Here is a 25,279-nt window from a genome sequence, read left to right on the forward strand (position 1 = left end):
GGGGCGAGACGGAAAATCCTTCCGCACTGTGAGGAAGCAAGAGCGCAACCCTGTGAATTGCCTGAGCCCTTCGGGTGGCACGCCGGACGCAATGCCCCTGCTCGCACTGGCAGAGCGTTTTGTCGGGGGGTGGAGGCGTGCCCAGGATGCGACTCGGAGAGTGGCTGGTTCACAACGGCGCCCTGACGCCCGAGCAGGTGCAGACCATTCTGGCGTACCAGTCACAGTGGAAGTGCAAGTTTGGCGAGGCGGTGCTCAGCCTGAACATCCTGCCGCGCGAGGTGTTTCTGCGGCTGCTGGCGGGCCACCTCAACGTGCCATTCATCCGCTCGGATCAGCTGGACAAGGTGCCGGCCTCCATCATCCATGCGGTGCCGGCGGAGGTGGTCTCCCGCCTGCGCATCTGTCCGCTGAAGCTGCGGCAGACCGGCTCGCGGGGCTCCATCTTCATCGCCACGCACCAGCCGGAGAACCTGAAGCTCATTGACGAGGTGTCCTTCGCCACGAGCCTCATCGTCCAGCCCGTGCTCGCGTTCCAGGAGGACATCGAGCGCACCCTGCGCCGTCACGGCCTCATCGCCGGGCGCCACGTGGAGCCCATCGAGCTGCCTCCGGAGGAGGACTTCCGGTGGGACCACAGCCGCTACCGCTGAGCCTGGCCGCCTGCTCCCAGAGGCCAGGCGGATGTCCAGGCGCATGCGTTCCCGAGCGGGGGCCCTGTGCCAGACCCGTGTGGCACGCGGGAAGCATCAGGCGTGCTCGCGGGGTTCCGCTTCCTGGTTGACTCCCTCTCCCAGACACCATGCCTTTCCTGACCATTCGCGGTGTGCAGCTCTACTACGAGGACACGGGTGGGCCCGGCGAGCCGATCGTCTTCAGCCACGGGCTGCTGTGGAACTCGAACCTCTACTCCCGGCAGATCGAGGCCCTGAAGGGGCGCTATCGCTGCATCGCCTATGACCATCGCGGACAGGGTCGAAGCACGGCTCCGCCGGGCAAGGGCATCGATCTGCGCACCGTCTACGAAGATGCGGTGGCCTTCATCCAGGCGCTGGGGCTGGCGCCCTGTCACTTCGTGGGCCTGTCCATGGGCGGCTTCGTGGGGCTGCGCGTGGCGGCGCGCCACCCGGAGCTGCTGCGCTCGCTGACGCTGCTGGACACCTCCGCGTGCTCCGAGTCGCTGTGGAACCTGTCGCGCTACTGGCTGCTCACGGCGACGACGCACTGGCTGGGGCTGCGCCCGGTGGTGGACCGGCTCATGTCCATCTACTTCGGGCAGACCTTCATGAAGGATCCGGCGCGGGCCGCGGAGCGGGAGGAGCTGCGCCGGCAGCTGCTGCAGAACCCGCGGGACGTCTGGCGGGCCATGCAGGGCGTCATCACCCGGCGAGGCGTCACCGAGGAGCTGTCGCGCATCAGCACGCCGACGCTCATCCTGGTGGGTGAGGAGGACGTGGTGACGCGGCCGGAGATGGCCGAGACGCTGCACACGCGCATCCAGGGCTCGCGGCTGGTGCTGCTGCCTCACGTGGGGCACATGTCCAACCTGGAGCAGCCGGAGCTGGTGAACCGGGCCATCCACCGGTTCCTGTCCGGGCTCGCGCCTCGGCAGGAGGAGTTCGGCGTGATGGCCTCCGCCGCGCCACCGTAGCAACCCTCGCGCGTCGTGTCTGCTGTCCTGACGCAGGGCGCCATGTCTACTGGCTGCCGAGGGAGCACCCATTGCACCAGGGGGCAGGATTGGAATGGCCTACATGGGCATCTCGCGTTTTCGTGTTGATGCACAATCCCTTTCCTCTACGACTGAAGACGTCGGAGCTCGTCCGCGGCATCGGGCGGAACGCCCTGGTCGCGCCGGTCTCCGACTGGACAAGCCAGGGCGAGATGCTCGCTCAAGCGACCTCCTGGCTGGATGGCATCTACAGACAGCTCGCCAATGGGGGAGATGTGCAAGCGGGGATGCTGACCCTGCACCACGGTCTCTTCCACCTGCGCCGACAATGGAGCCGCAAGGACTGGCGCAAGTTCTGTCTCGAGGCGGCGAGGGTCCACCCGCTGAGAGAGCTGCTCCACCAGTGCCCCTTCACGCGCCACGGCTATGAGCGGCCACGGGGCTACGCGGGGGATGCGGCACTCATCGACTACCTCTACGCCGAGCGGGTGGGAGAGGAGCACCACCTCCACCCCGGGGGCCACATCTACCGCTTCATGTACCAGCAGCCGAGCCCTCGCAGCGTGCGGGAGCGGCGGGTGCTGCTGGCCAGGGAGATCGACACGGTGGCCTCGCAGGTGCACAGGCCCCGCATCCTCTCCGTCGCCTGTGGGCACCTGCGAGAGGCCGAGCTGTCCCACGCCGTGAAGGAGCACCGCGTCGGCGAGTTCATCGCCTTCGACCAGGATCCGATGAGCCTGGCCGAGGTGGCGCGCCAGCACCCGGAGACGGCCATCCGCCCGGTGTGCGGCTCGGTGCGCGCCCTGCTCACGGGCCGCACCGTGTTCGGACACCTGGACCTCGCCTACTCGGCGGGCCTGTACGACTACCTGTCCGACAACACCGCCCGGCGGCTGACGCAGCTCCTGTTCGACATGCTCAACCCGGGTGGGCGCCTGCTCGTGGCCAACTTCGCCACCTGCCCGGAGGCCGGCTACCTGGAGGCCTTCATGGACTGGTGGCTCATCTACCGCGATGAGGACCAGATGCAGGCCCTCACCCTGGACATCGATCCGATGCAGCTGGCCTCCACGCGCATGTTCCGCGACAGCGAGCAGAACGTCATCTACCTGGAGCTGACGCGGCGCTGAGCGGCTTGTCCGCCGCGGCGGGCTGCTCGGGGCCGCTCAGGGGCAGGGTGACGGTGAAGGTGGCGCCCTGACCCGGGGTGCTCTCCACCTCCACCGTGCCTCCGAGCGCCTGGACGATCTCCCGCACCAGCCACAGGCCGATGCCGAACCCGCCATAGTGACGCACGGAGACGGCGCGCTCGAAGCGCTCGAAGATGCGCGCGGTGTCCTCCGGGGCGATGCCGATGCCCTCATCCTTGACCTGGAGCCGGGCGTGCGTGGCGTCCGAGGTGATGGTCACCTGGATGCGCTTGCCCGCCCCGTACTTCGTGGCGTTGGTGAGCAGGTTGCCCACCACCTGCTCCAGGCGCATGGCGTCCCACTTCCCCACCACACTGCCCGTGGCGTACAGCTCCACCGGGCACTCGGCGCGCGCCAGCATCTCTCGCGCGCGCTCGACGACGCCGCGCACCAGTGTCACCAGGTCCACCTCCTCGAGCTTGCCGAGCAGCTGGCCCTGCGCCACGCGCGAGATGTCCAGCAGCTCGTTGACGAGCCGGCCCAGGCGCTGCGTCTGCATGTTGGCCGACTCCAGCTTGTTGGCCACGCGCTCGGGCGGCATCGTCTGGGCGGTCTGCCGCACCTGTGACATGAGCCCCTGGAGGTGGAGCTGGAGCGAGGTGAGCGGCGTCTTCAGCTCGTGCGCCGCGATGGAGAGGAAGTCGTCGCGGCGCCGCACCGCCTCCTGCTCCTCGCGGTAGAGCCGGCCCCGCTCCTCGGAGAGGGCGGCCATGCGCTCGAAGCCCTCCGCGTTCTCCAGCGCCACGCTGGCCAGCGTGGTGATGAAGCCCGTGAGCTTCTCCTCGTCCTCGCTGAACAGCTCGCCCACCTGGCGGTGGCTGGCGCAGACGCAGGCCACCGTCTTGCCGCGCACCTGCAGCGGCGCGCACAGCAGCGAGCGCACGCCGATCATCTCCATGCTGTCGCTCACGCCGCCGGGCATGCCCTGGCCCATGATGGCCGGGCGCCCCGTCTCCAGGGCCCGGGTGATGGCGGTGCGGCTGACGCCCTCGGCCGCCCGGACGTCCTCGGGCAGCACGTCCGCGGGGTCCAGCACCACGCAGTGCTCCGCGCGCAGCAGCTCCAGCATGGACTGGCGTACCGCCTCGAACACCGCCTCGCGCGTGAGGGCCGAGGCGATGCGTCGGCCCGCCTCCAGCACGCGGGGGAAGCGATCGGCCAGCGAGAGCGTCTCCAGCCGCTCGGGCGTGGCGCCGGGGGCGAGCGACTCCTCGCTCAGTCCCTGCTCCATGTCCTGGAGCTCCCGGGTGGCCGCCCGGAGATCGTCCCCGGCCTCGGGCCAGCCGAGCTCCCGGCCCACCTGTCCGCGCGCCAGCAGCGTCTGGGCGCGCTCGTGGCGCATCTTCAGCTCCTCGGCCACCTGGAGGCTCTGGTCCAGCCAGCGGCGGGCCTTCCGGGTGCGGCCGCTCATGGCCGCCAGCAGGCCCTTCTCCCGCAGGGCGTGGGGGAGGTTGTTGCGGTAGGTGCGCGCCACCTTGTGGGCTCGCTCCGCGGTGCGCTCGGCCTCCGCGAGCAGGGCCGCGCGCCGGGCGGGCGCGTACGAGGAGATGCCCTCCAGGCGACGGCGCCGCGCGGTGGCGAGCCAGCCCGGCACGGACGAGACGTACTCATTGCGCAGGTGGGTGTGCTCCACCAGCCGCTCGGCCTGCTCGAGCGTGGTGACGGCGCCCTCCGCGTCGCCCTCGTGGAGCTGGCGGATGGCCTCGGCCATGAGCACGCCCGCGCGCGACTGCGGGTCCGCGCTGGGGTTGGCCAGCTCCGCCTCCAGCAGGCTGCGCGGAAGGCGGCCCCCGGAGGCCTTGCCCCACGCCTCCAGCGCGAGCCGCGCCGCGTAGCGATCTCCGATGGCCAGCGCCGCCTGGTGGAGCTGCTGGGCGGAGCTCAGCGCCTCCTTCAGCCGACCGAGCCGGTAGAGCGCCATGGCGAGCTGGAAGTGGGCGTTGTTCACCTCCCACCGGTCGCCGGTGCGCTCCAGCAGGCGCATGGCCTCGCGGATGCGCTCGATGCACTGCTCGAAGCGGCCGGAGCAGTACATGGCCAGCCCGTAGAAGTGCAGGGACTGGCCCTGGCCCCACAGGTCCCCCATCTCCCGGCGCATCGCCAGCGAGCGGCCCACGTAGTCGATGGCGCGCTCGAACCACGGCAGCACCGTGGCCACGGGCGAGTGCTCCGAGTAGGCCTGGGCCAGCTCGGGCGTGGGCGGGTAGCGCTCGGCGATGTTCAGCTCGCGCAGGTGCGCCCAGAGCACGGCCATGCGCCCGCGCTGGTACCAGTAGCCATAGGCCAGGCGGCTATAGAGGTGGACGGCCAGCAGGTCCTCTTCGCTGTTTTCCAGCGGCCGGCGCGCGAGCCACAGGCTGGGCAGCAGCGTGTGTCCGGCCTGGACGGCCATCTCCCACACGGCGCCCATCCCACGCAGGGCGTTGCTGTCCGGCACCCAGCGCCCGAGCAGCTTCAGCCCCTTCTCGAGCGCCGCGTTGCCCTCGTCTCCCTTGCCGCGCTTGAAGGCCAGCTCTCCCAGCTTGGACCAGGTGCGCGCCTGCTCCACGCGGGTGCTGGCCAGGCTCTGGGCGAGCTCCAGCTGCGGCTGCGCCTCCTCATAGCGGCCGCGCAGCATCAGCACGTCGCCCAGCCCCGCGGCGATGCGGTAGCGGGTGCTGGTGTCCGCGCCGGCGGCGCCGCGCTCGGCGATGCGGTAGTTGAGCTCGGCGGTGGCCAGGGCGAACTGCTGCCGGGCCTTCTCCGCCGCCCCCAGCGCGTACGGCAGGGCCTGGGTGTACTCGCCCGCGGCGTCGAAGTGGTAGGCCAGCTCGAAGGGGTCCGCCATCGGACTGCTGGCGATGGCGCGCGCCGTCAGCCGGTGCAGCTCCTTGCGCTCGTCCGGGAGCAGCAGCCCCAGCAGCGCCTCGCGCAGCTTGTCGTGGACGAAGGTGTACCGGTCCCGGCTGTCCTCCCACAGCATGTGGCGCCGTCGCGGCTCGGCCAGCGCCGCCTCCACCCGCTCGCGGTGCGTGCCCGACAGCGCCGCCACGCGCTCCAAGTCGAAGACCTTTCCGAGCACCGCGCCCACCGAGAGCAGCCGCAGCGAATCGGCCGGCAGCCGCTTCAGCCGGCGCACCAGGAAGGAGGCCGCCTGCCGCGAGGAGCGCACGTGCGCCATCGCGTCCGGATCCACCTGCCAGCCCTCGGGGCCGGGCACCAGCGCGCCGTCCTCCACCAGCCCGTGGAGCACCGCCGAGGCCATGAAGGGGTTGCCCTCGGACAGCCGGGCCACCAGCTCCGTGGCCTCGGGGGGCAGGGCGCCCGCCATGGACTCGGCCATGCGCGCCACGTCGGCGGCGCCGAACGTCGCCAGGCGCAGGTGCACGCTGGGCTTCAGCCGCCTCAGCATGTGGCCGGGCCCCGCCTCCTCGCTGCGGAAGGACACCACGAGCATGGCGTGCCCATCGCTCCGGCTCTGCTGCCAGCTCTCGATGGCCCGCAGCGTGAGCTCGTCGGCCCACTGGCAGTCATCCAGCAGCACCACCGCCGGCTCCGCCTCCGTGCCCAGCGCTCCCAGCAGCGCGGTGAGGGCGCGGATGCCGCGGCTCTCGCCGAAGGACTCGGGGCCCAGGCTCTCCTGCGGCGCCGGGCGCAGCACCGGCTCCAATTGAGGCAGCACGGTGGACAGCGCCGAGGCCTGCTCTCCCAGTCGCTGGCGCAGCAGCTCGCCCAGCAGGGGCTTCTCGCGCGCCGCCGCGGCGATGCTGGCGGCCACGCCGGTGAAGAGCTGGAAGGGCCGCTGCGCGGCCTGATCCAGCGCCTGGCCCTGGAGCACCCAGGCTCGATGGTGCACGGCGCGCGCGGAGAGCTCCTCCAGCAGCCGGCTCTTGCCGCCGCCGGACTCCGCCTCCACCACCACCAGCCGTCCCGGCTCGGAGCGGGTGCGCTCCAGCTCGCGCTCCAGCACCGCCAGCTCCTCGTGGCGGCCGACGAAGGAGGGCTCGGTGAGGCTGCGGCGGTGGTCATGCGAGCCGGTGACGAGCTCCGGCTCCGCCTCGCCCTGGGAGATGGCCTCGTCCAGGGCGCGCAGATCCGCCAGGGCGGACTCGGCGGACTGGTACCGGTCCGTCGGGTCCGTCTGGAGCAGCCGGCCCACCAGCTCCTCCAGCGCGCGAGGCACCTCCACGCCGCCGCTGCGCAGCTTCGGGCGCGCCGCCAGGTGCTGGCGCAGCACCTCGCCCACGGAGCTTCCGTCGAAGGCGGGACGGCCCGAGAGCGCCTCGAAGAGCACGATGCCCACGGAGTACAGGTCCGAAGTCGTCTCCACCGGACGGTTGAGCAGCCCGGCCTGCTCCGGCGAGAGGTAGCGCGCGGTGCCCACCGGCAGGTCCCTCAGCGACGGATCCAGCCGCTCGCTGCGCGACAGGCCGAAGTCCACCAGGGTGGCGCGCTCCAGCGGCTGGCCGTCGACGATGATGTTGGCGGGCTTCACGTCCCGGTGGAGCACGCCGTGGCGGTGGGCCTCGGCCAGCGCGGCCAGGATGCACTGTCCCAGGGTGAGCACTTCCGCCAGGGTGAGGCTGCCGTGTGTGAGCCGCTCCTCGAGCGTCTCCCCGGGGATGTAGGGCGTCACCAGGTAGAGGAGATCTCCCGACACGCCCATGTGGATCATCGGCGCCAGGAAGCTGCTGCGCAGCTCGGCCAGCACCGCCGCCTCGTGCTCCAGCCGCTGGCGCGCGGTGGGGGCCAGGGTGCCTGTAGGTGTCAGCTTGATGACGACCCGGCCCCCGGTGCGCAGGTCGCTCCCCAGCCAGGTCGAGATTCCCCGGCCCGCCTTCATGCGCTGGAGGATCTCGAAGCGGTTGCCCAGGCGCCGCCCGGGGAGAGGTTCTCCATGAGCGGCGCTGGCCTGTGGAAAGCCGTCTGCCATTCGGTGCCCTCGCCCTCCCAGCGCATTGCCGCGGCAATGCGGTCGGCTGCGCGTCGTCCCTGCGACAAGCTTGGTGCCGGAACGGTCCATGCCAAGGGGTCAGCGGAGACCGACGCGGATCCGCCGTCCTGGCGTTCAACAAACCTGCGCGGGTTCCATCCCACTTGCTCGCAAGGGGGCCCACGCCGGCTCGGAGAGCAGCCGGACGAGCATCCTTGACGCAGTGCGCACAGCCCCGCGCAGGGACTCCTGGGATCAGCGGAACCCCATCACCCGGGGCCTGACTTCTGGGAGCGAGAACCCACACGCGAGGTCCGCCATTCGCGTGTGGCTTGACACCCCCAGGCCCACAGCCGAAAAGCCCGGCGCAAGGCGGCAGCCTGGCAGTTTCCTCCTCGGCCGCCCAGGAGCCCGGCATTGAAGCTCGCCACCCTCAAGGATGGGACTCGTGACGGACGGCTGATCGTCGTCAACCGCGACAGCACGGCGTACGCCCTGGCCACCCCCGTGGCCCTCACGCTGCAGAACGCCTTGGATGACTGGGCGCGGGCGGAGCCGCAGCTGCGCGCCCTGGCGGATCAGCTCGAGGCGGGGACCGTGCAGAGCCGCCCGCTGGACGTGAGCGCGCTGCTGGCCCCGCTGCCCCGCGCCTACGAGTGGATCGACGGCAGCGCGTTCCTCAACCACGTCATCCTCGTGCGCAAGGCGCGCAACGCCGAGCCCCCACCCACGCTGAAGACGGATCCGCTGGTGTACCAGGGCGGCTCGGGCGAGTTCCTGGCGCCCACGGCGGACATCCCGCTGGGGGACGAGGCGTGGGGCCTGGACTTCGAGAGCGAGGTCTGCGTCATCCTGGGCGACACGCCCCAGGGCACGAAGGCCGCCGAGGCCGGCAAGCACATCCGGCTGGTGATGCTCTGCAACGACGTGTCGCTGCGCAACCTCATCCCGGACGAGCTGGCCAAGGGCTTCGGCTTCTTCCAGAGCAAGCCCGCCACCGCCTTCAGCCCCTTCGCCCTCACCCCGGACGAGCTGGGGCCGGCGTGGAAGGAGGGGCGGCTGCACATGCGCGTGCGCTCCACCCTCAACGGCCAGCTCGTGGGCGACACGGAGGCGGGGGAGATGCACTTCTCCTTCCCCGAGCTCATCCAGCACATCTGCAAGACGCGCGGCTTCACCGCGGGCACCATCGTGGGCAGCGGCACCGTGTCCAACGAGGACCGGGCGCGCGGCATCTCCTGCCTGGCCGAGCGGCGGATGATCGAGACCATCGAGGAGGGCAAGCCGAAGACGCCCTTCATGAAGCCGGGAGACACCATCCAGATCGAGGTGCTGGACGGCGCGGGCAAGAGCCTGTTCGGCCGCATCTCGCAGAAGGTGGTGAAGCGATGAAGCTGTACAGCTACTGGCGCTCGTCCTGCTCGTGGCGGGTGCGCCTGGGGCTGAACCTCAAGGGGCTGGCCTACAGCTACGAGGCCGTGCACCTGCTCAAGGACGGCGGGCAGCAGAACGCGGAGGCCTACCGTGCCCTGAACCCCATGCGCACCGTGCCCACCCTGGAGTTCGAGGAGGGAGGCGTGGTGCGCCGGCTCTCCCAGTCGCTCGCCATCCTGGAGTACCTGGAGGAGCGCTACCGGACGCCCGCGCTGCTGCCGGCCGACCCGCTGCTGCGCGCGCGCACGCGGATGCTGGCGGAGATGGTGAACTCGGGCATCCAGCCGCTGCAGAACCTGTCGGTGCTCCAGTTCGTGAAGGGCGAGCTGAGGAGCGACGACAAGGCGTTCGCGGCGCACTGGAACGTGCGGGGCCTGACGGCGCTGGAGGCGGCGGTAAAGGAGACGGCGGGCAGTTACTGCATGGGGGACACAGTGTCGTTGGCGGACATCTGCCTGGTTCCCCAGCTCTACGGGGCCCGGCGTTTTGGAGTAGACCTGACGCCCTATCCCACGCTCACGCGCATCGAAGCAGCGTGCGAGAAGCTTCCCGCCTTCCAGGCGGCGCATCCCGACCGGCAGCCCGACGCGGTGCCGGCCTGACAGTTCGAGATTTCTTGGAGGAGCCAACCATGGCCAAGATCGAGTCGCTGGGCATCAAGATGATCGAGAGCGTGCACTGGTACGTGCACGACCTGGAGCGCAGCCGCCGCTTCTACACGAAGGGGATGGACTTCGCGGAGCTGGGCGTGTCCTCGCCGGAGCTGGAGAAGGCGGGCAAGCAGAAGTCGGCCGTCTTCCAGGCCGGGGACGTGGTGCTCATCGTCAGCCAGCCGGTGGGCGAGGGCGGGCGGGCGTGGCGCTTCCTGCGCAAGCACCCGGATGGGGTGGGCACCATCAACTACGAGGTGGAGGACATCGAGAAGACGTTCCGGCTGCTCGAGAAGCGGGACGCCACCTTCATCACGGACATCCAGCGCTTCTCCGACGAGCGGGGCGGCAAGCTGGCCATGTTCTCCATCACCACCCCGTTCGGTGACACCACCTTCCGCTTCATCCAGCGGGACGGCTACCGCGCGCTGTACCCGGGCTTCCAGGCCCACGCCACGCCCCAGGGCGGGCAGAACCGCTACGGCTTCGGCCGCGTCGACCACATCACCTGCAACTTCCAGACGATGAAGCCCATGCTCCTGTGGATGGAGCACGTGATGGGCTTCGAGACGTTCTGGGGCATCCAGTTCCACACCGAGGACGTGGCGCAGAAGAAGATGGGCCATGGCTCGGGCCTGCGCTCCACGGTGGTGTGGGATCCGAACAGCAAGGTGAAGTTCGCCAACAACGAGCCGCTGCGGCCCTACTTCAAGGCCTCGCAGATCAACATCTTCAACGAGGACCACCGCGGCGACGGCGTGCAGCACCTGGCCCTCACCGTGAATGACATCATCGGCTCGGTGAAGGCGATGCGCGAGGCGGCGGGCATCCAGTTCATGCCCACGCCGGGCTCCTACTACGACGCGCTGCCCGAGCGCATCCAGCGCATGGGCATCAAGAAGATCGACGAGGACATCCAGAGGCTGCGCGAGCTGGAGATCCTCATCGACGGCGACAAGGAGCACCAGTACCTGCTGCAGATCTTCATGAAGGACGCGGCCAGCCTCTACAAGGATCCGAACGCGGGCCCGTTCTTCTACGAGATCATCCAGCGCAAGGGAGACCAGGGCTTCGGCGGCGGAAACTTCCGCGCGCTGTTCGAGAGCATCGAGCGCCAGCAGAAGGCGGAAGGGCGGATCTAGGCCATGTTCGAGCGTCGCGTCGTCGGGAAGGTGCCGCGCAAGCACCACATCCAGTTGAGGGATGAGAAGGGCACCCTGATGTACGAGGAGTGCATCACCCGCGACGGGTTCGAGGGGCCCTACACCATTGCCTACCACCAGAAGGCTCCGCACACGCAGGGCCTGTCGGAGGCGGGGCATGGGTGGAAGGCGCCGGAGGCCGTCACGGGGCGCGCGCTGGCCAAGCGGCACTACAAGACGCAGGAGCTCAAGCGCGTGGGTGGGGCGCCCATCGACGCGCGGGTGCCGCTGCTCTTCAACGCCGACGTGACGCTCGGGGTGGTGCACCCCACGGAGGAGGACCCCGTCTACTTCAACAACGCGGACGGGGACGACCTCTTCTACATCCACGAGGGCAGCGGGGTGCTGCGCACGCCGCTGGGGGACCTGCGCTTCACGGCGGAGGACTACGTCTTCGTGCCGCACGGGATGGTGCACCGGTTCATCCCGGACAAGGGCGTGGCGCAGTACTGGCTCTCCATCGAGTGCAAGGGCGGGCTGCACCTGCCCCGGCAGTGGCGCAACGAGGTGGGGCAGCTGCGGATGGACGCGCCCTACAGCCACCGGGACTTCAAGGTGGTGGAGTTCACCGGGCCGCAGGACGAGGGCATCCGCGAGCTGGTGGTGAAGCGCGGGGATGTGTTCCACGGGTTCCGCTACCAGCACTCGCCGCTGGACGTGGTGGGGTGGGACGGGACGGTGTACCCGTGGGCGTTCCCCATCCTGAACTTCCAGCCGAGGGCGGGCCTGGTGCACCTGCCGCCCACGTGGCACGGGACGTTCGCCGCGCGCGGGGCGCTGATCTGCTCGTTCGTGCCTCGGGTGGTGGACTTCCACCCGGAGGCCATTCCGTGCCCGTACCCGCACAGCTCGGTGGACTGTGACGAGTTCCTCTTCTACTGCCGGGGGAACTTCACCAGCCGGAAGGGCGTGGGGCCGGGCAGCGTGAGCCACCACCCGATCGGCGTGGCGCACGGGCCGCACCCGGGCGCCTACGAGGGGAGCATCGGCCACAAGACGACGAACGAGCTGGCGGTGATGCTCGACACGACGCTGCCGCTGCACCCCACGGCGGCGGCGCTCACGGTCGAGGATCCGAACTACCAGAACAGCTTCATCCCGTAGGGCTGGTACAGGAGAGAAGGGCGCTTGTCTGCCCGGCTGTCAGCACGGGCATTGCCGGGAGTCCCTCGGGGTTCGGAAAGCCACGGCGCTTCCACCCTCAAGGAGACACCCGCACATGAAGACCATCGCGGCACTCATCTGTCTGTTGGGCCTGCTGGGAACCATTCCGGCGCATGCAGCCGAGTCGACGGACGTGCTCGGCCGGCAGGTCCCCGTCGGACAGGGGAGGCCAGCGCTGGTGCTGTACGCCAACCGTGGCACCCGTGACGAGCTCCGCACCACGGCCTATCCGTTCATCTACGGACTGCGGGGGGCGCAGCCCATCATCGTCGTCCACGTGGACCTGCGAGATGTCCCGGGCCTCTTCAAGGGGCTGGCTCGCAAGGAACTCGTCAAGAGCTACCGCTCGTCGCTCGAGGAGATGCGGCGGCTGTTCCGCGAGAAGGGCGAGGCGCCGCCCGTCGATCTGGAGTCCTCCTTCTTCCTGGTGGCTGACTCGAAGGGCCACCCTCACGATGAGCTGGGGCTGAAGAAGGGGTTCGACCAGGTCGTCGCCCAGGCGCTGAGCCCCTCGGGCCAGGAACTGGCGCGGGGGCCCTTTCCTCAGTCGGCCCCTGCGATTGGCAACGCCATCGGGGCGAAGCCGTAGGCCGGCGCTTCGAATCCTGAGGTCACTCTCGCTTTGGGGAGCCCCCTGCGCGAAGATCCCGGGGAAAGGCGACCCTTGTTGATCGACACCCTGCGAAAGCAGCACCAGGAACTCATCCGGCTGGCCGGGCAGATGGACGACATGCTCGCGCGCGGGGACGAGGCCGGTGCGCGCGGGGTGCTCGCCTCGCTGTCCCAGGTGCTGCGCGCCCACCTCTCCCTGGAGGATCAGGAGATCTACCCCGGGCTCATCCGCGCGGCCCAGGTGAGCCAGGACGAGCGGATGCTCGAGACGGCCCGGACCTTCGCCAGCAACATGCAGCGCATCACCGAGTCGCTTCGGGACTTCGTCTCCCGGCACGAGGCCAGCTTCCACCTCGAGCGCTTCCGGGCCGGCTGGGGCGCCCTCAGCACCGTGCTCGCCTCGCGCATCGCGTCCGAGGAGAAGACCCTCTATCCACTCTACGAGCGGCGCGTCGGTGCCAGGGCCCGAACCTCGAGTCCCTAGCTGAACGGCAGCGGCGCTACCTTCACCGTGGGCCCCTCGGCCAGCGTCAGCTCCGTGCCCGGCTCCAGGTGGTCCCGGTGCACATAGGCCAGTGCCACCCGCTGCCCCTGGACCGGAGAGCGCACCACGCTCGTAATCCAGCCCACCTTCTTCTCGCCCTTGCGCAGCTCCGTCCCCGGCCGGGCCTCCACCTCACCCAGCAGCAGGCCCGCCAGCTTGCGGTTCATGTGGCCGCGGAAGGTGGCTCGGGCGATGACTTCCTGCCCGATGTAGCAGCCCTTGTTGTAGGAGATGGCGTGCGTGAGGTTCGCCTCCAGCGGGATGGTCGTCTCCACCATGTCCTGCCCGAAGCGCGGCACCCCCGCCTCCACCCGGAGCAATTCCAGCGCCTGGAAGCCCAGCGGCTTCAGCCCGTGCGCCCCACCGGCCTGGACCAGCGCCTTCCACACCGCCTCCAGCGCCCCTCGGGGCACCAGCAGGTCCACCTGATGCTTCTCGAAGCTCGGGTGGCCCACCAGCAGCACCTGCGCCCCCGCCAGGGGGGCTGCCCGGGTGGCGTTGGCCGCCAGCGGCTCGAAGGGGCTGCCCAGCGCGGCACCCAGCACCTCGGCCGTCCGGGGCCCGAGCAGCCTCAGGAGGCCCCACTCGCCCGTGGCCTCATGCAGCTCCGCGTCCTCGGAGATGAGGTACTTCTCCAGGAACTCCCGGACCTTGGCGCCTTGCCCCGGCTCCATGTCCAGCAGCAGGTCCGCCTCCCGCTTGAGCACCCGGGCGTCCGCTACCATGGCTCCCTTGGCCGTGATCATCGCCGTGTAGGCCGCCGCGCCGGGGGCCAGGCCCTTCACGTCCTGCGTCACCATGCCGTGCAGGAAGCTGGCCCGGTCCTCCCCCGTTATCCGGAGCGTCTCCCGGTAGGAGGCGTCATGGAGCGCCACGGCCTCTCGTGCCGCTCGATACTCGGCCTCCGAGTCTCCATAATCGGCCGCCACTTCACGGCCTCCCACCTCCGTGAAGCGGGCGCCCGCCTGCTCGTGAAGAAAATGAAGCGTCAGCGGTTCCATGCCCGTCGCTATATAGACGCCCAGGAGCGAATGCCACGATGGATGTGAAGCACCTGTCCGCCTTCCAAGGCTTCTCGGCCGAGAAGCTCCAGAAGCACAACGTGTTCCAGTCCGGGCGCTTCTTCCTGGACGTCTACTGCCTGGCCCCAGGCCAGGCCCAGAAACCCCACCGGCACCCCATGTCCGACAAGGTGTACGTCGTGCTGGACGGGCGCTGCCGCTTCCGCATCGGCGCCGAGGAGGAGTCCCACGGCCCCGGTGCCTCCGTCTTCGCCCCCGCCGGGGTGGAGCACGGCGTAACCAACGAAGGGCCGGACAACGCCCGGCTCCTCGTGCTGATGACCCCGCCTCCGGAGCACGCATGAGCAAGAAGGCCAACCCGCCCCCTCCCGTTCCCTCCCGCGGCGCCGTGGCGCTGCTGGTGCTGGGGCTTGCCGAGAGCGCGCTCGCCCTCTTCCAGTGGTCCCAGCTGCTCACCCTGCGAGCCGGCGGCGCCACCGTGTGCAGCGTCAACGAGCGCGTCAACTGTGAGACGGTCTGGAACACCCCCTTCGCCAGCCAGGTGCACGACACGCTCGGCATCCCCGTGGCGGGCCTGGGCCTGCTCTGGGGCCTGGTGGCCACCGGGCTGGCCGGCCTGTACCTGGCGTGGCGCAAGAGCGGCCACACCGTGCGCCCCGCCGTCAACGGCCTGAGGATGACGGCCGCCGTCGGCGTGGTGACCAGCGCCCTGCTCGGCGGCGTGAGCGCCTCGGCGGGTGCGGTGTGCCTCACGTGCCTGGGCACCTACGGGCTCGTGCTCGCCTTCGCCCTCGTGGCCTGGAAGGGGCTGCCCGGTCCGGTGGTTCCCCTGGCTGGAGAGTGGGGCCGGGCGCTCCAGTGGTCCGGTGGCTTCGCCGTGGCCGGCTTCATCGCCCTGAGCGTTCCGGGCCGCGCCACCCCCAAGGCCTCGGCCGCCGAGGAGTCGCTGCCGGAGATCACCGCCGATCCGGCCTCGCTCGAGGCGTACCTGCGGGGCCTGCCCGCGAGGGATCAGCAGCAGGTGTCCAACGCGCTCGCGCAGTACCGCCAGGGCAAGCCGCTGCCGGCCAAGGCGGCCGCCCGCCGCCGTGAGGGCCCGGTGGACGCGCCCGTGAAGATCGTCGAGTGGACGGACCCCCTGTGTCCCCACTGCAAGATGCTGGTGGAGGCCATGTCCGCCATGAAGAAGCGCGTGCCCGAGGGGAAGATGTCCCTGGAGGCCCGCCACTACCCGCTGGATGGCGGCTGCAACCCCGCCATTCCTCCGCAGCACACCGACGGCGGGCTGCGCTGCCTGGCGGTCAAGGCCACCATCTGCCTGGAGAGCGCTCCGGACTTCTGGACGCTGCGCGAGAAGCTCTTCGCGGACCAGCGCGCGCTGACCATCGACAACGTGATGCGCATCGCCTCGTCCGGCTCGTCGGTGACGCGCTCGCAGCTCGAGGCGTGCGTGAACAGCCCGGACACCTCCCGGTGGCTCCAGGAGGACATCGCCTACGCGCAGCAGCACCACATCGACGGCACGCCGCTCGTGGTGGTGAACGGACGCGAGGTGATGCCCAGCGTGCCGTTCCTCTATGCGCTGGTGATGGCCGGGGGAGACGCCAACGCCCCGGCGTTCCGCGTGCTGCCTCCGCCCAACCTCTCGATGGCCCACTCGCACTGAGTCCACGGCTGTCGGCCCGGGGAGGGGTGCTATGGTCCCCCCTCCCCATCGGGGTGGCCCTATGCCCATCACGTATCGCCTGAAGGAGCTGTTGGCCCGTGGCTTCATCGCGGGCGGCAAGCGGCTCGGGGTGCTGGAGGATCCGCGGCTGTTCCCCGTCTTCGAGCGGCGCGGCTACCACGTCACCCCCAACCACTTCTACCAGCCCATCCCCGACACGGGGGCGCTCCCGGACTCGCTCTGGGAGAAGCCCTCGGAGCTGGTGGGGGTGGAGATGCGCGAGGCGGAGCAGCTCGCCCTGCTCGAGCGCTTGTCCGGGAAGTACCGCGCCGAGTACGAGGCCCTGCCGCGCACGCCCACCGCCGTGCCGCACGAGTTCTACCTGCGCAACGATGCCTTCGGCTCGGTGGACGCGGAGATCCTCTACTGTCTGGTGCGGGAGCTGGCGCCCCGGCGGCTGTTCGAGATCGGCTCGGGCTTCTCGACGCGGCTGTCCGCGCGGGCCTGTCGGGTGAACGCCGAGAAGCGGGGCACGAGCTGCGAGCTGGTGGCGTTCGAGCCCTATCCGAGCGAGGTGCTGCGGGCCGGCTTCCCGGGGCTGACGCGGCTCGAGCCGGTGAAGGCCCAGCACATCCCGCTCTCGGAGTTCGCGCGCCTGGAGGCCAACGACATCCTCTTCATCGACTCCAGCCACGTGCTCAAGGTGGGCAGCGACGTCCAGGTGGAGATTCTCGAGATCCTCCCGCGGCTCCAGCCGGGCGTGGTCGTCCACTTCCACGACATCTTCCTGCCGGCCGAGTACCCCAAGCCGTGGATCCTGGAGCACCGCCGGTTCTGGACGGAGCAGTACGCGCTGCAGGCGTTCCTGACCTTCAATGATCGCTTCGAGGTGCTCTGGGGCGGCAGCTTCATGCACCTGAAGCACCCGGACCGCCTGCGCGAGGCCTTCTCCTCCTACCGGGAGTCCGCCAGCTGGCCGGGGAGCTTCTGGATCCGCCGGGTGCGGTGAGCACGACGATGGGAAAGAAAGACAAGAAGCCCGAGCCCGCCGCTCCCGCGGCACCGTTCAACAACCCGTTCGCGGGGCTGGCCGGCAAGCGCGAGGAGCTGCCCTCGAGGCCCGAGCCCGCGAAGGCGCCGGAGAAGGCGGAGGAGCGCAAGGGGCCGGCGCGCGCGGTGGTGCGGATGGAGCGCAAGGGGCGCGGCGGGAAGGAAGTGACAGTGGTGGAGCAGCTCGGGCTGCCGCTCGCGGAGCGCGAGGTGTGGCTCAAGGCGCTGAAGGGCTCGCTGGGCTGCGGTGGGGTGGTGGAGGAGGAGTCGCTGGTGCTGCAAGGCGATCACCGCGACCGGCTGCCCGCGCTCCTGGAGGCCCGAGGCGTGCGGCGCGTCGTGGTGGGTTGAGCCGCCGCGCGCGCTCCTGGCTCAGAGGGGCTCGTGGGCTCCCGAGTAGGAGGGGAGCGGCTTCTTCGGCAGGTCGGGCGGACGCTCCGTCGGAGGGTTGCGCAGGTACTCCTGCATGTGATGGCGCGCCCGGTCCGGCTGGCCGAGCTGCATGAGCACGTCCGAGTTGAGCCTCCGGCAGTCCCCGTGGTGGGGATCGAGCTCGAGGCAGCGGGAGAGCTCCTCGGCGGCCTCCTTGAACCTCGCCTTTCGCATGAGCACGCGCGCCTTCTCGGCCATGGCCCACGCGGCCTTCGCCTCGGCTTTCGTGAGCTGCCGCGCGGGCGCGGGTGGGGCCTCCTGCGGAGGACGGGGCTTCTCGGACGTGGAGGGCGCTGCGGCCTCGTAGCCCTCCGTGCCCGGCTTCACCGGCTCCTGGGGCGGCGTCGCGGTCCCGGGCGCCGTCTCCGTGGCAGGGCGGGGCTGCGGAGGAGCCGGGTTGCTGCTCGCCACGGTGGCAGCTCCAGCTGTCGGCGTCACCTTGGGAAGCGGGAAGGTGGCGTCCAGCCACTCGGACACGAGCCGATCGGGGCGCAGCTCGACCCCCGCCAGCACCAGTCCGGCGACCGCGACCACCGCGAGCAGCGTCCACACCAGGCCCGAGTGGCGCCGCCGCACCCGCACCCGCACCTTCCGCCCTCGGCGCGGCACCACCGGAATCCGCGTGGACTCCGAGGGGGGCTCCACGGGCAGCGTCTCCGTGTCCACCGCAGGAGGCAGGGGCTGCGTCACGGGCTCGGCAGGCTGCGTGGGCGCGGTGGGCGGCAGGCGCCACTGGGCCAGCTCCTCGTGGAACGAGGCGGGCACCTGCACCACGCGGCCCTCGGCGCTCAGGTCCTCCCGGAACAGCTCCTGGACGAAGTGGGAGAGCGACAGCGCGGAGAAGCGGGGCGTCGAGGAGTAGAGGTAGCCGGTGAGCGCGTCTCCGAAGGCGTGGCTGGACTCGAAGCGCTCCTCCCGCTTCAGCGCCAGCGCCTTCATCACGAGCGCCTCCAGCTTCGCGGGCAGGTCCGGGCGCAGGACGCTCGGGCGGGGGAACGCGCCACACATCAGCTTGGGGATCGCCACGTACTCCGGGCCCGTCACCGGCAGCCGGCCGCACAGCAGCTCGTAGAGCACGACGCCGGTGGCCCACACATCGGTGCGCCCATCCACCTCCTCGCCGCGCGCCTGCTCCGGAGAGAAGAACAGGTACTTGCCCTTCACCATCCCCGGCTCGGTCTGGAAGTTGCGCTGCATGCGCGCCTTGGCGATGCCGAAGTCGACGATCTTGACCTGGCCCTCGTAGCTGATGAGCACGTTGTCCGGAGAGATGTCCCGGTGGACGATGCCCAGGGGCTTGCCGCTCTCATCCACCCGCGTGTGGGCGTAGTGCAGGCCCCGGCTCATCTCGAGGGCGATGAAGATGGCCAGCGGCGTGGGGAAGGCGCCGTGGCCCGAGCGCTGGGCGCGCTTGATGATGCGGTCCAGCGGCCGGCCATCCACGAACTCCATGGCCAGGAAGTACTCTCCGTCCACCTCTCCGAAGTCGTGGACCTGGGCGATGTTGCCGTGGGAGAGCGTGGCGGTGATGCGCGCCTCGCTGATGAACATGGAGGTGAAGGCGTAGTCGCTGGCGTACTCGGGGAGGATCCGCTTGATGAGCACGGGCTTGGTGATGCCGGCGGCCGCCAGGAGCTTCGCCCGCCACGTCTCGGCCATGCCTCCGTGGCCGAGCCGCGATACGAGCTCGTACCGGCCGAAGCGATCTCCAGGTTGAAGCCCCATGTGCCCCGCATCCTACCTGTCACGGCCAGGGACTTCACGGCTGCCGCCACGGAAGGACGCCTGGACGGCGCCGGGGCGTTCTCGCCAGGATGCCGGGCCTATGAAGATCTGGGTCGACGCCGATGCGTGTCCGGGACCGGTGCGGGACATCCTCCTGCGCGCCGCGCAGCGCCTGCGGATTGCCACCGTCTTCGTGGCCAACAAGCGCCTGACGCTGCCGCGCTCGGAGTTCGTCTCCACGGTGCAGGTGGGGGCGGGGCTGGACGTGGCGGACACACACATCGCCGCCTCGGCGCAGGCGGGGGACCTCGCCGTCACGCAGGACATTCCGCTGGCGGCGCTCCTGGTCCCCAAGGGTGTGGTGGTGATGGATCCGCGAGGCGAGCTCTTCAGCGAGGAGAACATCGCCGAGCGCCTCTCGGTGCGGAACTTCATGCAGGAGCTGCGAGACAGCGGCGTGATGACGGGAGGCCCCGGAGGCTTCTCCGCTCAGGACCGCCAGCAGTTCGCCGCGACGCTGGACCGCGAGCTGACCCGCCTGCTGAAGCCACGCTGATCCTGCCACGACGCTCGTACAGTGTGTGTGGATTGCGAATGACTCCGGGTGCTGGGACAAAGGCCTACCCGGGAGACAGATTCCGGCTTCCACATCATGAGTGCTCGCTACAACCTGCTGTCTCCAGAGCTGAAGGTAGACCCCTATCCCGCGTACGCGGACATGCGCCGCAACGCCCCCGTCTGCCAGGTGGACCCGGGCGGCATGTGGGCCGTGTCCCGGTACGACGACGTGATGTACGTGCTGAAGAACCCGCAGCTGTTCTCCTCGCGGGGCTTCGGCGTGGCGACCAACCCGCCGTGGCTCGGCGGCAACCCGTTCTCCGAGTCGATGATCACCCTGGATCCGCCGCAGCACGGGCGGCTGAGGGCGCTCGTCAACCGGGCCTTCGGCACCGCCGCCATGGCTCGGCTGGAGCCGCGCGTGCGGACCTTCGCCGAGCGGACCGTGGCCGAGCTGCCCTTGGGGCAGCCGCTGGACCTCATGCCGCCGTACGCGCTGCGCATCCCCGCCTTCGTCATCGGCGATCTGATGGGGATGGACCCCGCGCTGCACTCGCGGCTCAAGCGCTGGGCGGACCTCATCACCGGCGGCGTCACCACCGTGCGCCCGGACGACCACGAGAAGAAGCAGCTGGCGCGTGACGCCGTGGCGGACCTGCGCCGCTACTTCGGCGAGCTGCTGGAGCAGCGCCAGCGCGAGCCCGGCGACGACATGGTGAGCGACTTGCTGAGGGCCCGGGTGGATGGCGTGGCCCTGACGCAGGACGAGCTGATCGCCTTCCTCTCCCTGCTGCTGGTGGGAGGCATCGAGACGGTGGTGCACCTGCTGGGCTTCTCCATCGTGGTGCTGCTGGAGCAGCCGGAGCTGTTCGCGCGGCTGAAGGCGGACCGCTCGCTCATCCCCGCCTTCATCGACGAGGTGCTGCGCTACGAGCCCCCGGCGCAGACGGCGCCCCGGATGACCACGCAAGAGGTGGAGCTGGGCGGCGTCCGGCTGCCCAAGGGCGCGCCCATGCTGGTGCTGCTGGCCTCGGCCAATCGCGACGAGGCGCACTTCCCGGACGGCGAGCGCTTCGACATGAGCCGGCCCGGTCCGCAGAACCTCCCCTTCGGGCACGGCGCCCACTTCTGCCTGGGCGTGCAGCTGGCGCGGATGGAGGGCCGGCTGGCCCTGGAGGCGTTCCTGAACCGCGTGGGCCGGCTGGAGCGCGGCCCCGAGCCGATGACGTGGCACCGCACGCTGGTGGTGCGTGGGCCGGGGACGCTGCCCGTCGTGCTGCACCCGGCCTGAGGCAGGGCTGGCAGGGGGGCGGGGGGCTGCTCTGCCCCATGCAAGGGGAGGTGGCTGACAGAAGGGGTGGGCGGGGAGGGGAAAGCAGGGTAGATGCGTCTACCGCGGAGGCTCCCAAGGCCAGGATGCAGGGGAGGCTCCCTCGGGTTCTCTCATGATGCTGTCCTACCCCATGCCACTGTGCGTGGCGCCGATGATGGACTGGACCGACCGGCACTGCCGGTACTTCCACCGCCAGCTCAGCCGGCACACGCTGCTCTACACGGAGATGCTCACCACGGGCGCCGTCATCCACGGCGACCGCGAGCGGCTGCTGGGTTTTTCGTCCGCGGAGCACCCGGTGGCCCTCCAGCTCGGGGGCTCCGAGCCCGAGAAGATGGCCGAGGCCGCGCGCATCGGCGAGGAGTGGGGCTACGACGAGATCAACATCAACGTGGGCTGCCCGAGCGACCGCGTGCAGTCCGGCCGCTTCGGCGCGTGCCTGATGGCCGAGCCCGAGCTGGTGGCGCGGCTGGTAGGGGCGATGCGCGAGGCGGTGCGCATCCCGGTGACGGTCAAGTCGCGCATCGCCATCGACGAGATGGAGGAGTGGCCGACGCTGGAGAACTTCATCCGGCGGGTGTCGGCCGCGGGCTGCTCGCGCTTCATCGTGCACGCGCGCAAGGCGTGGCTGCAGGGGCTGAGCCCGAAGGAGAACCGGGACATTCCGCCGCTGCGCTACGAGCTGGTCTACCGGCTCAAGTCCGAGTTCCCGAACCTCGACATCAGCATCAACGGAGGCGTGAAGACCCTGGACGCCGCGGCCGAGCATCTGCGGCACGTGAATGGCGTGATGATCGGCCGAGCCGCGTACGAGAACCCGTACATCCTGGCCGAGGCGGACCGGCGGTTCTTCGGCTCCACGGAGGCTCCGCGCGATCGCCATGCCGTGGTGGAGGGGATGTTCCCGTACATCGAGGAGCGCCGGCGGGATGGGGCGCCGCTCAATGCCATCACCCGGCACATGCTCGGGCTGTTCCAGGGGCTCCAGGGGGCTCGGGCCTGGCGCCGGTACCTGAGCGAGAACGTGCACAAGCCCGGGGCAGGCCCCGAGGTGGTCGCCGCCGCGCTCGCGCTGGTGCCTCGGGCGGCTCCGGCCGAAGTCGCGGCCTGAGCAACCTGTCCGACAAGCAGACAGGTTGGCCGCTCAGGCGAACAGCTCGAGCAGGTCCTCGCGGGTGATGGCCGTCGCCGCGGACGCCTCGCTCAAGGCCGCCTCGAAGAGCGCGCGCTTCTTCTCCTGCAGCCCGAGGATGCGCTCCTCCACCGTCCCCTGGGACACCAGCCGGTACACCATCACCGGGCGCTCCTGGCCGATGCGGTGCGCGCGGTCCGCCGCCTGGGCCTCCGCCGCCGGGTTCCACCACGGGTCCATCAGGAACACGTGGTCCGCCGCCGTGAGGTTCAGGCCCGTGCCGCCCGCCTTGAGCGACATGATGAGCACCGGCGCGCCATCGGGACCCTGGAACTTCGACGTCACCTCGCCACGGTTCGCCGTCGAGCCGTCCAGGCGATCGAAGCCGATGCCCGCCGCCTTGAGGTGCGGCTCGAGCAGATCCAACAGCGACGTCCACTGCGAGAACACCAGCGCCTTGTGGCCATCCGAGACGGCCGTGCTGAGCGCCTCCACCAGCGTCTGCACCTTCGACGACGTGCTGGCCTGCTGGCCCGGCACGAGCGCCGGGTGACATGCCGCCTGCCGCAGCCGGAGCAGGGCCTCCAGCGCCTTGAGCACGCTGCCGCCCTCGTTGAGCAGGGCGACCACTTCCTTCCGGGTCGCCGCCATCACCGCGTCGTAGACGGAGCGCTCGCGCTCATCCAGCGACACGTGCATCACGGCCTCGGTGCGCGGCGGCAGCTCGGGCGCCACATCCCGCTTCAGGCGCCGGAGCACGAACGGACGGATGCGGCGGCGCAGCTGGTTCGCGGCCTCGGGCTGGCCCTCGGAGATGGGCCGGGCCACCTTGTCCTCGAACTGCCGGCGCCCACCCAGGAGCCCCGGGTTCACGAAGTGCATCAGGCTCCAGAGCTCCTCCAGCCGGTTCTCCAGCGGCGTGCCGCTCAGCGCCAGCCGGAAGCTCGCCTTGAGCCCGAACGCCGCGCGAGCCACCTGGCTCTCCGGGTTCTTGATGGCCTGGGCCTCGTCCAGCACCACCGCCTCCCACGTCCGCCCCGAGAGCACCGGCGCATCCAGCCGCAGGATGGAGTACGTCGTGAGCGTCACGTCGGCGGCCCCGTCCAGTGCGCGGCCCGGCCCGTGGTACACGCAGACCTTGAGCGACGGACGGAACCGCTTGAGCTCCGCGGCCCAGTTCGCCACCACGCTGGTGGGGCAGACGACGAGCGAGCCCTTTCCCAGCACGCACAGCGTCTGCAGCGTCTTTCCCAGACCCATGTCGTCCGCGAGGATTCCTCCCATCCCCGTGGACTTGAGGAAGGTGAGCCAGCTCACGCCCTGCTGCTGGTAGTGGCGCAGCGTCGCCGTCAGGTCGCCCGGCAGCGTCGGGGCGGGCAGCTTCTCGAAGCCCTCGATCATCGGCGCCAGCTTGTCCAGCCCCGGCGGAGGTGGCTGCTCGAGCGTCTCGCACAGCGCGCTCAGCTCCGGCAGCGCGTGGTTGGAGACCTTCCCATCCGCCTGCCGCGCGGCCAGCAGATCCGCCACCCGCTGCCCGTTCTTGTCCAGCCACGCGCGAGGCAGCGGCGCCCAGCCTCCCCCATCCAAGGGCACCAGCCCCAGCCCCTCCGACCACGCCCGGACCACCGCCGCCGCGTCCACGGTCTGCGCCTCGCCCTTGCCGCCCTCCACCTGGAACTCGAGCGTGAAGCGCACGTCCGGAATGCCGGACTCGAGCACGGCGGAGTCCACCTTGAGCAGCGGCCGCAGCCGGACGTTCGGACTCACCAGCCCCGCCGCGTCTCCCGTGAGGTCTCCCCGCCACTTCCGCAGCTTGTCCGCCCAGCGCACCATCTCCGGGCCCTGCACCGTCAGCCGCCGGCCGGGGACCAGGTTCAGCTCGTCCCGGAGCTGATGGAGCAGCCGCTGCTCGGCCGCCTCGTCGCGCAGGGGCACCGCGCCGCGCAGGTACACCATCCGGCCGCTGTCGATCCGCACCACCGGCGGCGAGCCGTAGACGAGCGTGGGCAGCACCGACAGCCCCTGCTCCAGCTGCTGCAGCTCCAGCTGGATGCGCGGCTTCAGCTCGCGGTCGATGGGCGGCAGGCGCCGGCTGCGGACCTCGACGGGGATGCGCCGGGCCAGGTCCGGGAGCACCTTCGACGTCACCTCGCCGAGCTGCTCCGGCGCGAAGGTGCGGACGATGGGGAGGTTCTGGAGCCACGGGCCCGTCATCGCCGTCTCGCCCAGGCGGGCCAGCGAGTCTCCCCACAGCACGACGCCCGGACTGAGCACCTCCACCACGCGGGGATCGCGCGTCACCGTCACCACCAGCTGCGCGCCCTGGTCCTCCACGATCGCCTTGGGAAGGACGCGCTCACCGGAGATCGCCACGGGTCGCCCATCGAGCAGCACGTTCCGCGCGGGCTCGAGCGCCGTGAGCAGCGCATCCAGCTTCTCCGGCGACAGCGCCCCGCGGGTGCGCCGCTCCAGCAGCCTGTCCGTGATGAGGTCCGACTGCTCCACCTGCAGCGTGGCGGCCTGGGTGGGCTTCGCCATCAGGGAGGCCAGGCTGCCATCCAGGGCCTCCTCCGTCCCGTCCGCGTGCGCCAGCGTGCGCTCGAGCTGCAGCCCGCCCTCGACGCGGGTGAACCGGTGCACCACGCGGGACCACTTGCTCGCGACAGCCTCCAGGGGTTTGGCCTGGGTCTCCTCCTGCTGCAGGGAGATGGCGGCCGCTACCACGTGCTCGCAGGGATCCACGCGGCTGGGGCAGTCGCACTCCCAGGCCTCGTCGCCCGGGTACAGGACGACGGTGACGGGCACCGAGCGACCGGGGGCTCGCACCCGCAGCTCGATCTCACTGCCGCTCCGGGCCTGGAGCGCCACGGCGCCCGAGCGAGCGAGGTTCACCCCGTTGGTCCAGATTCCGGGGCGGGCTTCTTTCCGAACGGCTTCGAGCAGTTGGGCGTTCACGGACATGGGAGTCGCGACTCCCTAGC

The 25,279-nt window shown here is 70.5% G+C and carries 20 protein-coding genes; 16 read left to right on the forward strand and 4 right to left on the reverse strand.

What is annotated here, in order from left to right:
- The first annotated feature begins 146 nt into the window (after positions 1 to 146).
- The 3 genes from KY572_RS36885 to KY572_RS36895 all read left to right on the forward strand — a co-directional run bounded on the left by KY572_RS36885 (position 147) and on the right by KY572_RS36895 (position 2,802).
- Positions 147 to 653 carry a GspE/PulE/PilB domain-containing protein gene (locus KY572_RS36885; protein ID WP_224248397.1) on the forward strand — a complete coding sequence of 169 codons (507 nt, stop codon included), beginning with the start codon at positions 147 to 149 and terminating at the stop codon, positions 651 to 653.
- 149 nt (positions 654 to 802) lie between these two features.
- A complete protein-coding gene (locus tag KY572_RS36890) occupies positions 803 to 1,651 on the forward strand; it encodes an alpha/beta fold hydrolase (RefSeq protein ID WP_224248398.1) in 849 nt (282 codons plus the stop codon).
- A 233-nt stretch (positions 1,652 to 1,884) separates the two neighbouring features.
- Complete coding sequence (locus KY572_RS36895; RefSeq protein WP_224248399.1) at positions 1,885 to 2,802, forward strand: class I SAM-dependent methyltransferase; 918 nt, start codon at positions 1,885 to 1,887, stop codon at positions 2,800 to 2,802.
- Here the strand turns inward: KY572_RS36895 and KY572_RS36900 are convergent.
- Positions 2,774 to 7,774, reverse strand: a complete 5,001-nt coding sequence (locus KY572_RS36900; protein WP_224248400.1) for a protein kinase domain-containing protein — start codon at positions 7,772 to 7,774, stop codon at positions 2,774 to 2,776. The genes KY572_RS36895 and KY572_RS36900 overlap by 29 nt on opposite strands.
- Positions 7,775 to 8,191: 417 nt before the next feature.
- Between KY572_RS36900 and KY572_RS36905 the strand changes: the two genes are divergently transcribed.
- From KY572_RS36905 to KY572_RS36930, 6 genes are all read left to right on the forward strand, one after another.
- Positions 8,192 to 9,166 carry a fumarylacetoacetate hydrolase family protein gene (locus tag KY572_RS36905; protein ID WP_224248401.1) on the forward strand — a complete coding sequence of 325 codons (975 nt, stop codon included), beginning with the start codon at positions 8,192 to 8,194 and terminating at the stop codon, positions 9,164 to 9,166.
- Positions 9,163 to 9,810: a maleylacetoacetate isomerase gene (maiA, locus tag KY572_RS36910; protein ID WP_224248402.1), complete on the forward strand. Its 648-nt coding sequence runs from the start codon at positions 9,163 to 9,165 to the stop codon at positions 9,808 to 9,810. Before KY572_RS36905 ends, maiA begins: the two co-directional genes overlap by 4 nt.
- Positions 9,811 to 9,839: 29 nt before the next feature.
- Positions 9,840 to 11,000 (forward strand): 4-hydroxyphenylpyruvate dioxygenase, encoded by a 1,161-nt coding sequence (hppD, locus tag KY572_RS36915; RefSeq protein ID WP_224248403.1) that lies wholly within the window; start codon positions 9,840 to 9,842, stop codon positions 10,998 to 11,000.
- A 3-nt stretch (positions 11,001 to 11,003) separates the two neighbouring features.
- Entirely contained in the window at positions 11,004 to 12,164 is a 1,161-nt protein-coding gene (locus KY572_RS36920) for a homogentisate 1,2-dioxygenase (protein WP_224248404.1), read from the forward strand.
- 115 nt (positions 12,165 to 12,279) lie between these two features.
- On the forward strand, positions 12,280 to 12,813 hold the full coding sequence (locus KY572_RS36925) for a hypothetical protein (RefSeq protein ID WP_224248405.1): 534 nt from the start codon (positions 12,280 to 12,282) through the stop codon (positions 12,811 to 12,813).
- Between the two features lie 75 nt (positions 12,814 to 12,888).
- A complete protein-coding gene (locus KY572_RS36930) occupies positions 12,889 to 13,320 on the forward strand; it encodes a hemerythrin domain-containing protein (protein WP_224248406.1) in 432 nt (143 codons plus the stop codon).
- On the opposite strand, the gene ygfZ is transcribed toward KY572_RS36930, so the two are convergent.
- The gene (gene ygfZ, locus KY572_RS36935; RefSeq protein WP_224248407.1) at positions 13,317 to 14,381 is read right to left on the reverse strand and encodes a CAF17-like 4Fe-4S cluster assembly/insertion protein YgfZ; all 1,065 of its coding nucleotides are present in this window, start codon (positions 14,379 to 14,381) and stop codon (positions 13,317 to 13,319) included. The genes KY572_RS36930 and ygfZ overlap by 4 nt on opposite strands.
- A gap of 38 nt (positions 14,382 to 14,419) precedes the next feature.
- Between ygfZ and KY572_RS36940 the strand changes: the two genes are divergently transcribed.
- From KY572_RS36940 to KY572_RS36955, 4 genes are all read left to right on the forward strand, one after another.
- Positions 14,420 to 14,746, forward strand: coding sequence for a cupin domain-containing protein (locus KY572_RS36940; protein WP_224248408.1), 327 nt, complete (start codon positions 14,420 to 14,422; stop codon positions 14,744 to 14,746).
- Complete coding sequence (locus tag KY572_RS36945) at positions 14,743 to 16,068, forward strand: vitamin K epoxide reductase/DsbA family protein (protein ID WP_224248409.1); 1,326 nt, start codon at positions 14,743 to 14,745, stop codon at positions 16,066 to 16,068. Before KY572_RS36940 ends, KY572_RS36945 begins: the two co-directional genes overlap by 4 nt.
- A 61-nt stretch (positions 16,069 to 16,129) precedes the next feature.
- On the forward strand, positions 16,130 to 17,077 hold the full coding sequence (locus tag KY572_RS36950) for a class I SAM-dependent methyltransferase (RefSeq protein WP_224248410.1): 948 nt from the start codon (positions 16,130 to 16,132) through the stop codon (positions 17,075 to 17,077).
- 8 nt (positions 17,078 to 17,085) lie between these two features.
- Positions 17,086 to 17,469 carry a translation initiation factor gene (locus KY572_RS36955; RefSeq protein ID WP_224248411.1) on the forward strand — a complete coding sequence of 128 codons (384 nt, stop codon included), beginning with the start codon at positions 17,086 to 17,088 and terminating at the stop codon, positions 17,467 to 17,469.
- A gap of 21 nt (positions 17,470 to 17,490) precedes the next feature.
- On the opposite strand, the gene KY572_RS36960 is transcribed toward KY572_RS36955, so the two are convergent.
- On the reverse strand, positions 17,491 to 19,275 hold the full coding sequence (locus tag KY572_RS36960) for a serine/threonine-protein kinase (protein ID WP_224248412.1): 1,785 nt from the start codon (positions 19,273 to 19,275) through the stop codon (positions 17,491 to 17,493).
- A 100-nt stretch (positions 19,276 to 19,375) separates the two neighbouring features.
- Here KY572_RS36960 and KY572_RS36965 point away from each other — a divergent pair, with 100 nt between their 5' ends.
- The 3 genes from KY572_RS36965 to dusA all read left to right on the forward strand — a co-directional run bounded on the left by KY572_RS36965 (position 19,376) and on the right by dusA (position 22,277).
- Positions 19,376 to 19,831, forward strand: coding sequence for a YaiI/YqxD family protein (locus tag KY572_RS36965; protein ID WP_224248413.1), 456 nt, complete (start codon positions 19,376 to 19,378; stop codon positions 19,829 to 19,831).
- Positions 19,832 to 19,927: 96 nt separating this feature from the next.
- On the forward strand, positions 19,928 to 21,124 hold the full coding sequence (locus KY572_RS36970) for a cytochrome P450 (RefSeq protein ID WP_224248414.1): 1,197 nt from the start codon (positions 19,928 to 19,930) through the stop codon (positions 21,122 to 21,124).
- Between the two features lie 154 nt (positions 21,125 to 21,278).
- Positions 21,279 to 22,277, forward strand: coding sequence for a tRNA dihydrouridine(20/20a) synthase DusA (gene dusA / locus KY572_RS36975; protein WP_224248415.1), 999 nt, complete (start codon positions 21,279 to 21,281; stop codon positions 22,275 to 22,277).
- A 33-nt stretch (positions 22,278 to 22,310) separates the two neighbouring features.
- Here the strand turns inward: dusA and KY572_RS36980 are convergent, their stop codons facing one another.
- The gene (locus KY572_RS36980; RefSeq protein WP_224248416.1) at positions 22,311 to 25,259 is read right to left on the reverse strand and encodes a DEAD/DEAH box helicase; all 2,949 of its coding nucleotides are present in this window, start codon (positions 25,257 to 25,259) and stop codon (positions 22,311 to 22,313) included.
- Positions 25,260 to 25,279: the final 20 nt, after the last annotated feature.

Origin of the sequence: Hyalangium gracile (assembly GCF_020103725.1) — a bacterium.
Taxonomy (GTDB): Bacteria; Myxococcota; Myxococcia; order Myxococcales; family Myxococcaceae; genus Hyalangium; species Hyalangium gracile.

Bases quoted from the DNA above. Each gene is read 5' to 3' on its own strand.
- KY572_RS36885 (WP_224248397.1), top strand. From the start codon at position 147: ATGCGACTCGGAGAGTGGCTGGTTCACAACGGCGCCCTGACGCCCGAG.
- KY572_RS36890 (WP_224248398.1), top strand. From the start codon at position 803: ATGCCTTTCCTGACCATTCGCGGTGTGCAGCTCTACTACGAGGACACG.
- KY572_RS36895 (WP_224248399.1), top strand. From the start codon at position 1,885: ATGCTCGCTCAAGCGACCTCCTGGCTGGATGGCATCTACAGACAGCTC.
- KY572_RS36900 (WP_224248400.1), bottom strand. From the start codon at position 7,774: ATGGCAGACGGCTTTCCACAGGCCAGCGCCGCTCATGGAGAACCTCTC.
- maiA (WP_224248402.1), top strand. From the start codon at position 9,163: ATGAAGCTGTACAGCTACTGGCGCTCGTCCTGCTCGTGGCGGGTGCGC.
- hppD (WP_224248403.1), top strand. From the start codon at position 9,840: ATGGCCAAGATCGAGTCGCTGGGCATCAAGATGATCGAGAGCGTGCAC.
- KY572_RS36920 (WP_224248404.1), top strand. From the start codon at position 11,004: ATGTTCGAGCGTCGCGTCGTCGGGAAGGTGCCGCGCAAGCACCACATC.
- KY572_RS36925 (WP_224248405.1), top strand. From the start codon at position 12,280: ATGAAGACCATCGCGGCACTCATCTGTCTGTTGGGCCTGCTGGGAACC.
- ygfZ (WP_224248407.1), bottom strand. From the start codon at position 14,381: ATGGAACCGCTGACGCTTCATTTTCTTCACGAGCAGGCGGGCGCCCGC.
- KY572_RS36940 (WP_224248408.1), top strand. From the start codon at position 14,420: ATGGATGTGAAGCACCTGTCCGCCTTCCAAGGCTTCTCGGCCGAGAAG.
- KY572_RS36945 (WP_224248409.1), top strand. From the start codon at position 14,743: ATGAGCAAGAAGGCCAACCCGCCCCCTCCCGTTCCCTCCCGCGGCGCC.
- KY572_RS36950 (WP_224248410.1), top strand. From the start codon at position 16,130: ATGCCCATCACGTATCGCCTGAAGGAGCTGTTGGCCCGTGGCTTCATC.
- KY572_RS36955 (WP_224248411.1), top strand. From the start codon at position 17,086: ATGGGAAAGAAAGACAAGAAGCCCGAGCCCGCCGCTCCCGCGGCACCG.
- KY572_RS36960 (WP_224248412.1), bottom strand. From the start codon at position 19,275: ATGGGGCTTCAACCTGGAGATCGCTTCGGCCGGTACGAGCTCGTATCG.
- KY572_RS36965 (WP_224248413.1), top strand. From the start codon at position 19,376: ATGAAGATCTGGGTCGACGCCGATGCGTGTCCGGGACCGGTGCGGGAC.
- KY572_RS36970 (WP_224248414.1), top strand. From the start codon at position 19,928: ATGAGTGCTCGCTACAACCTGCTGTCTCCAGAGCTGAAGGTAGACCCC.
- dusA (WP_224248415.1), top strand. From the start codon at position 21,279: ATGATGCTGTCCTACCCCATGCCACTGTGCGTGGCGCCGATGATGGAC.
- KY572_RS36980 (WP_224248416.1), bottom strand. From the start codon at position 25,259: ATGTCCGTGAACGCCCAACTGCTCGAAGCCGTTCGGAAAGAAGCCCGC.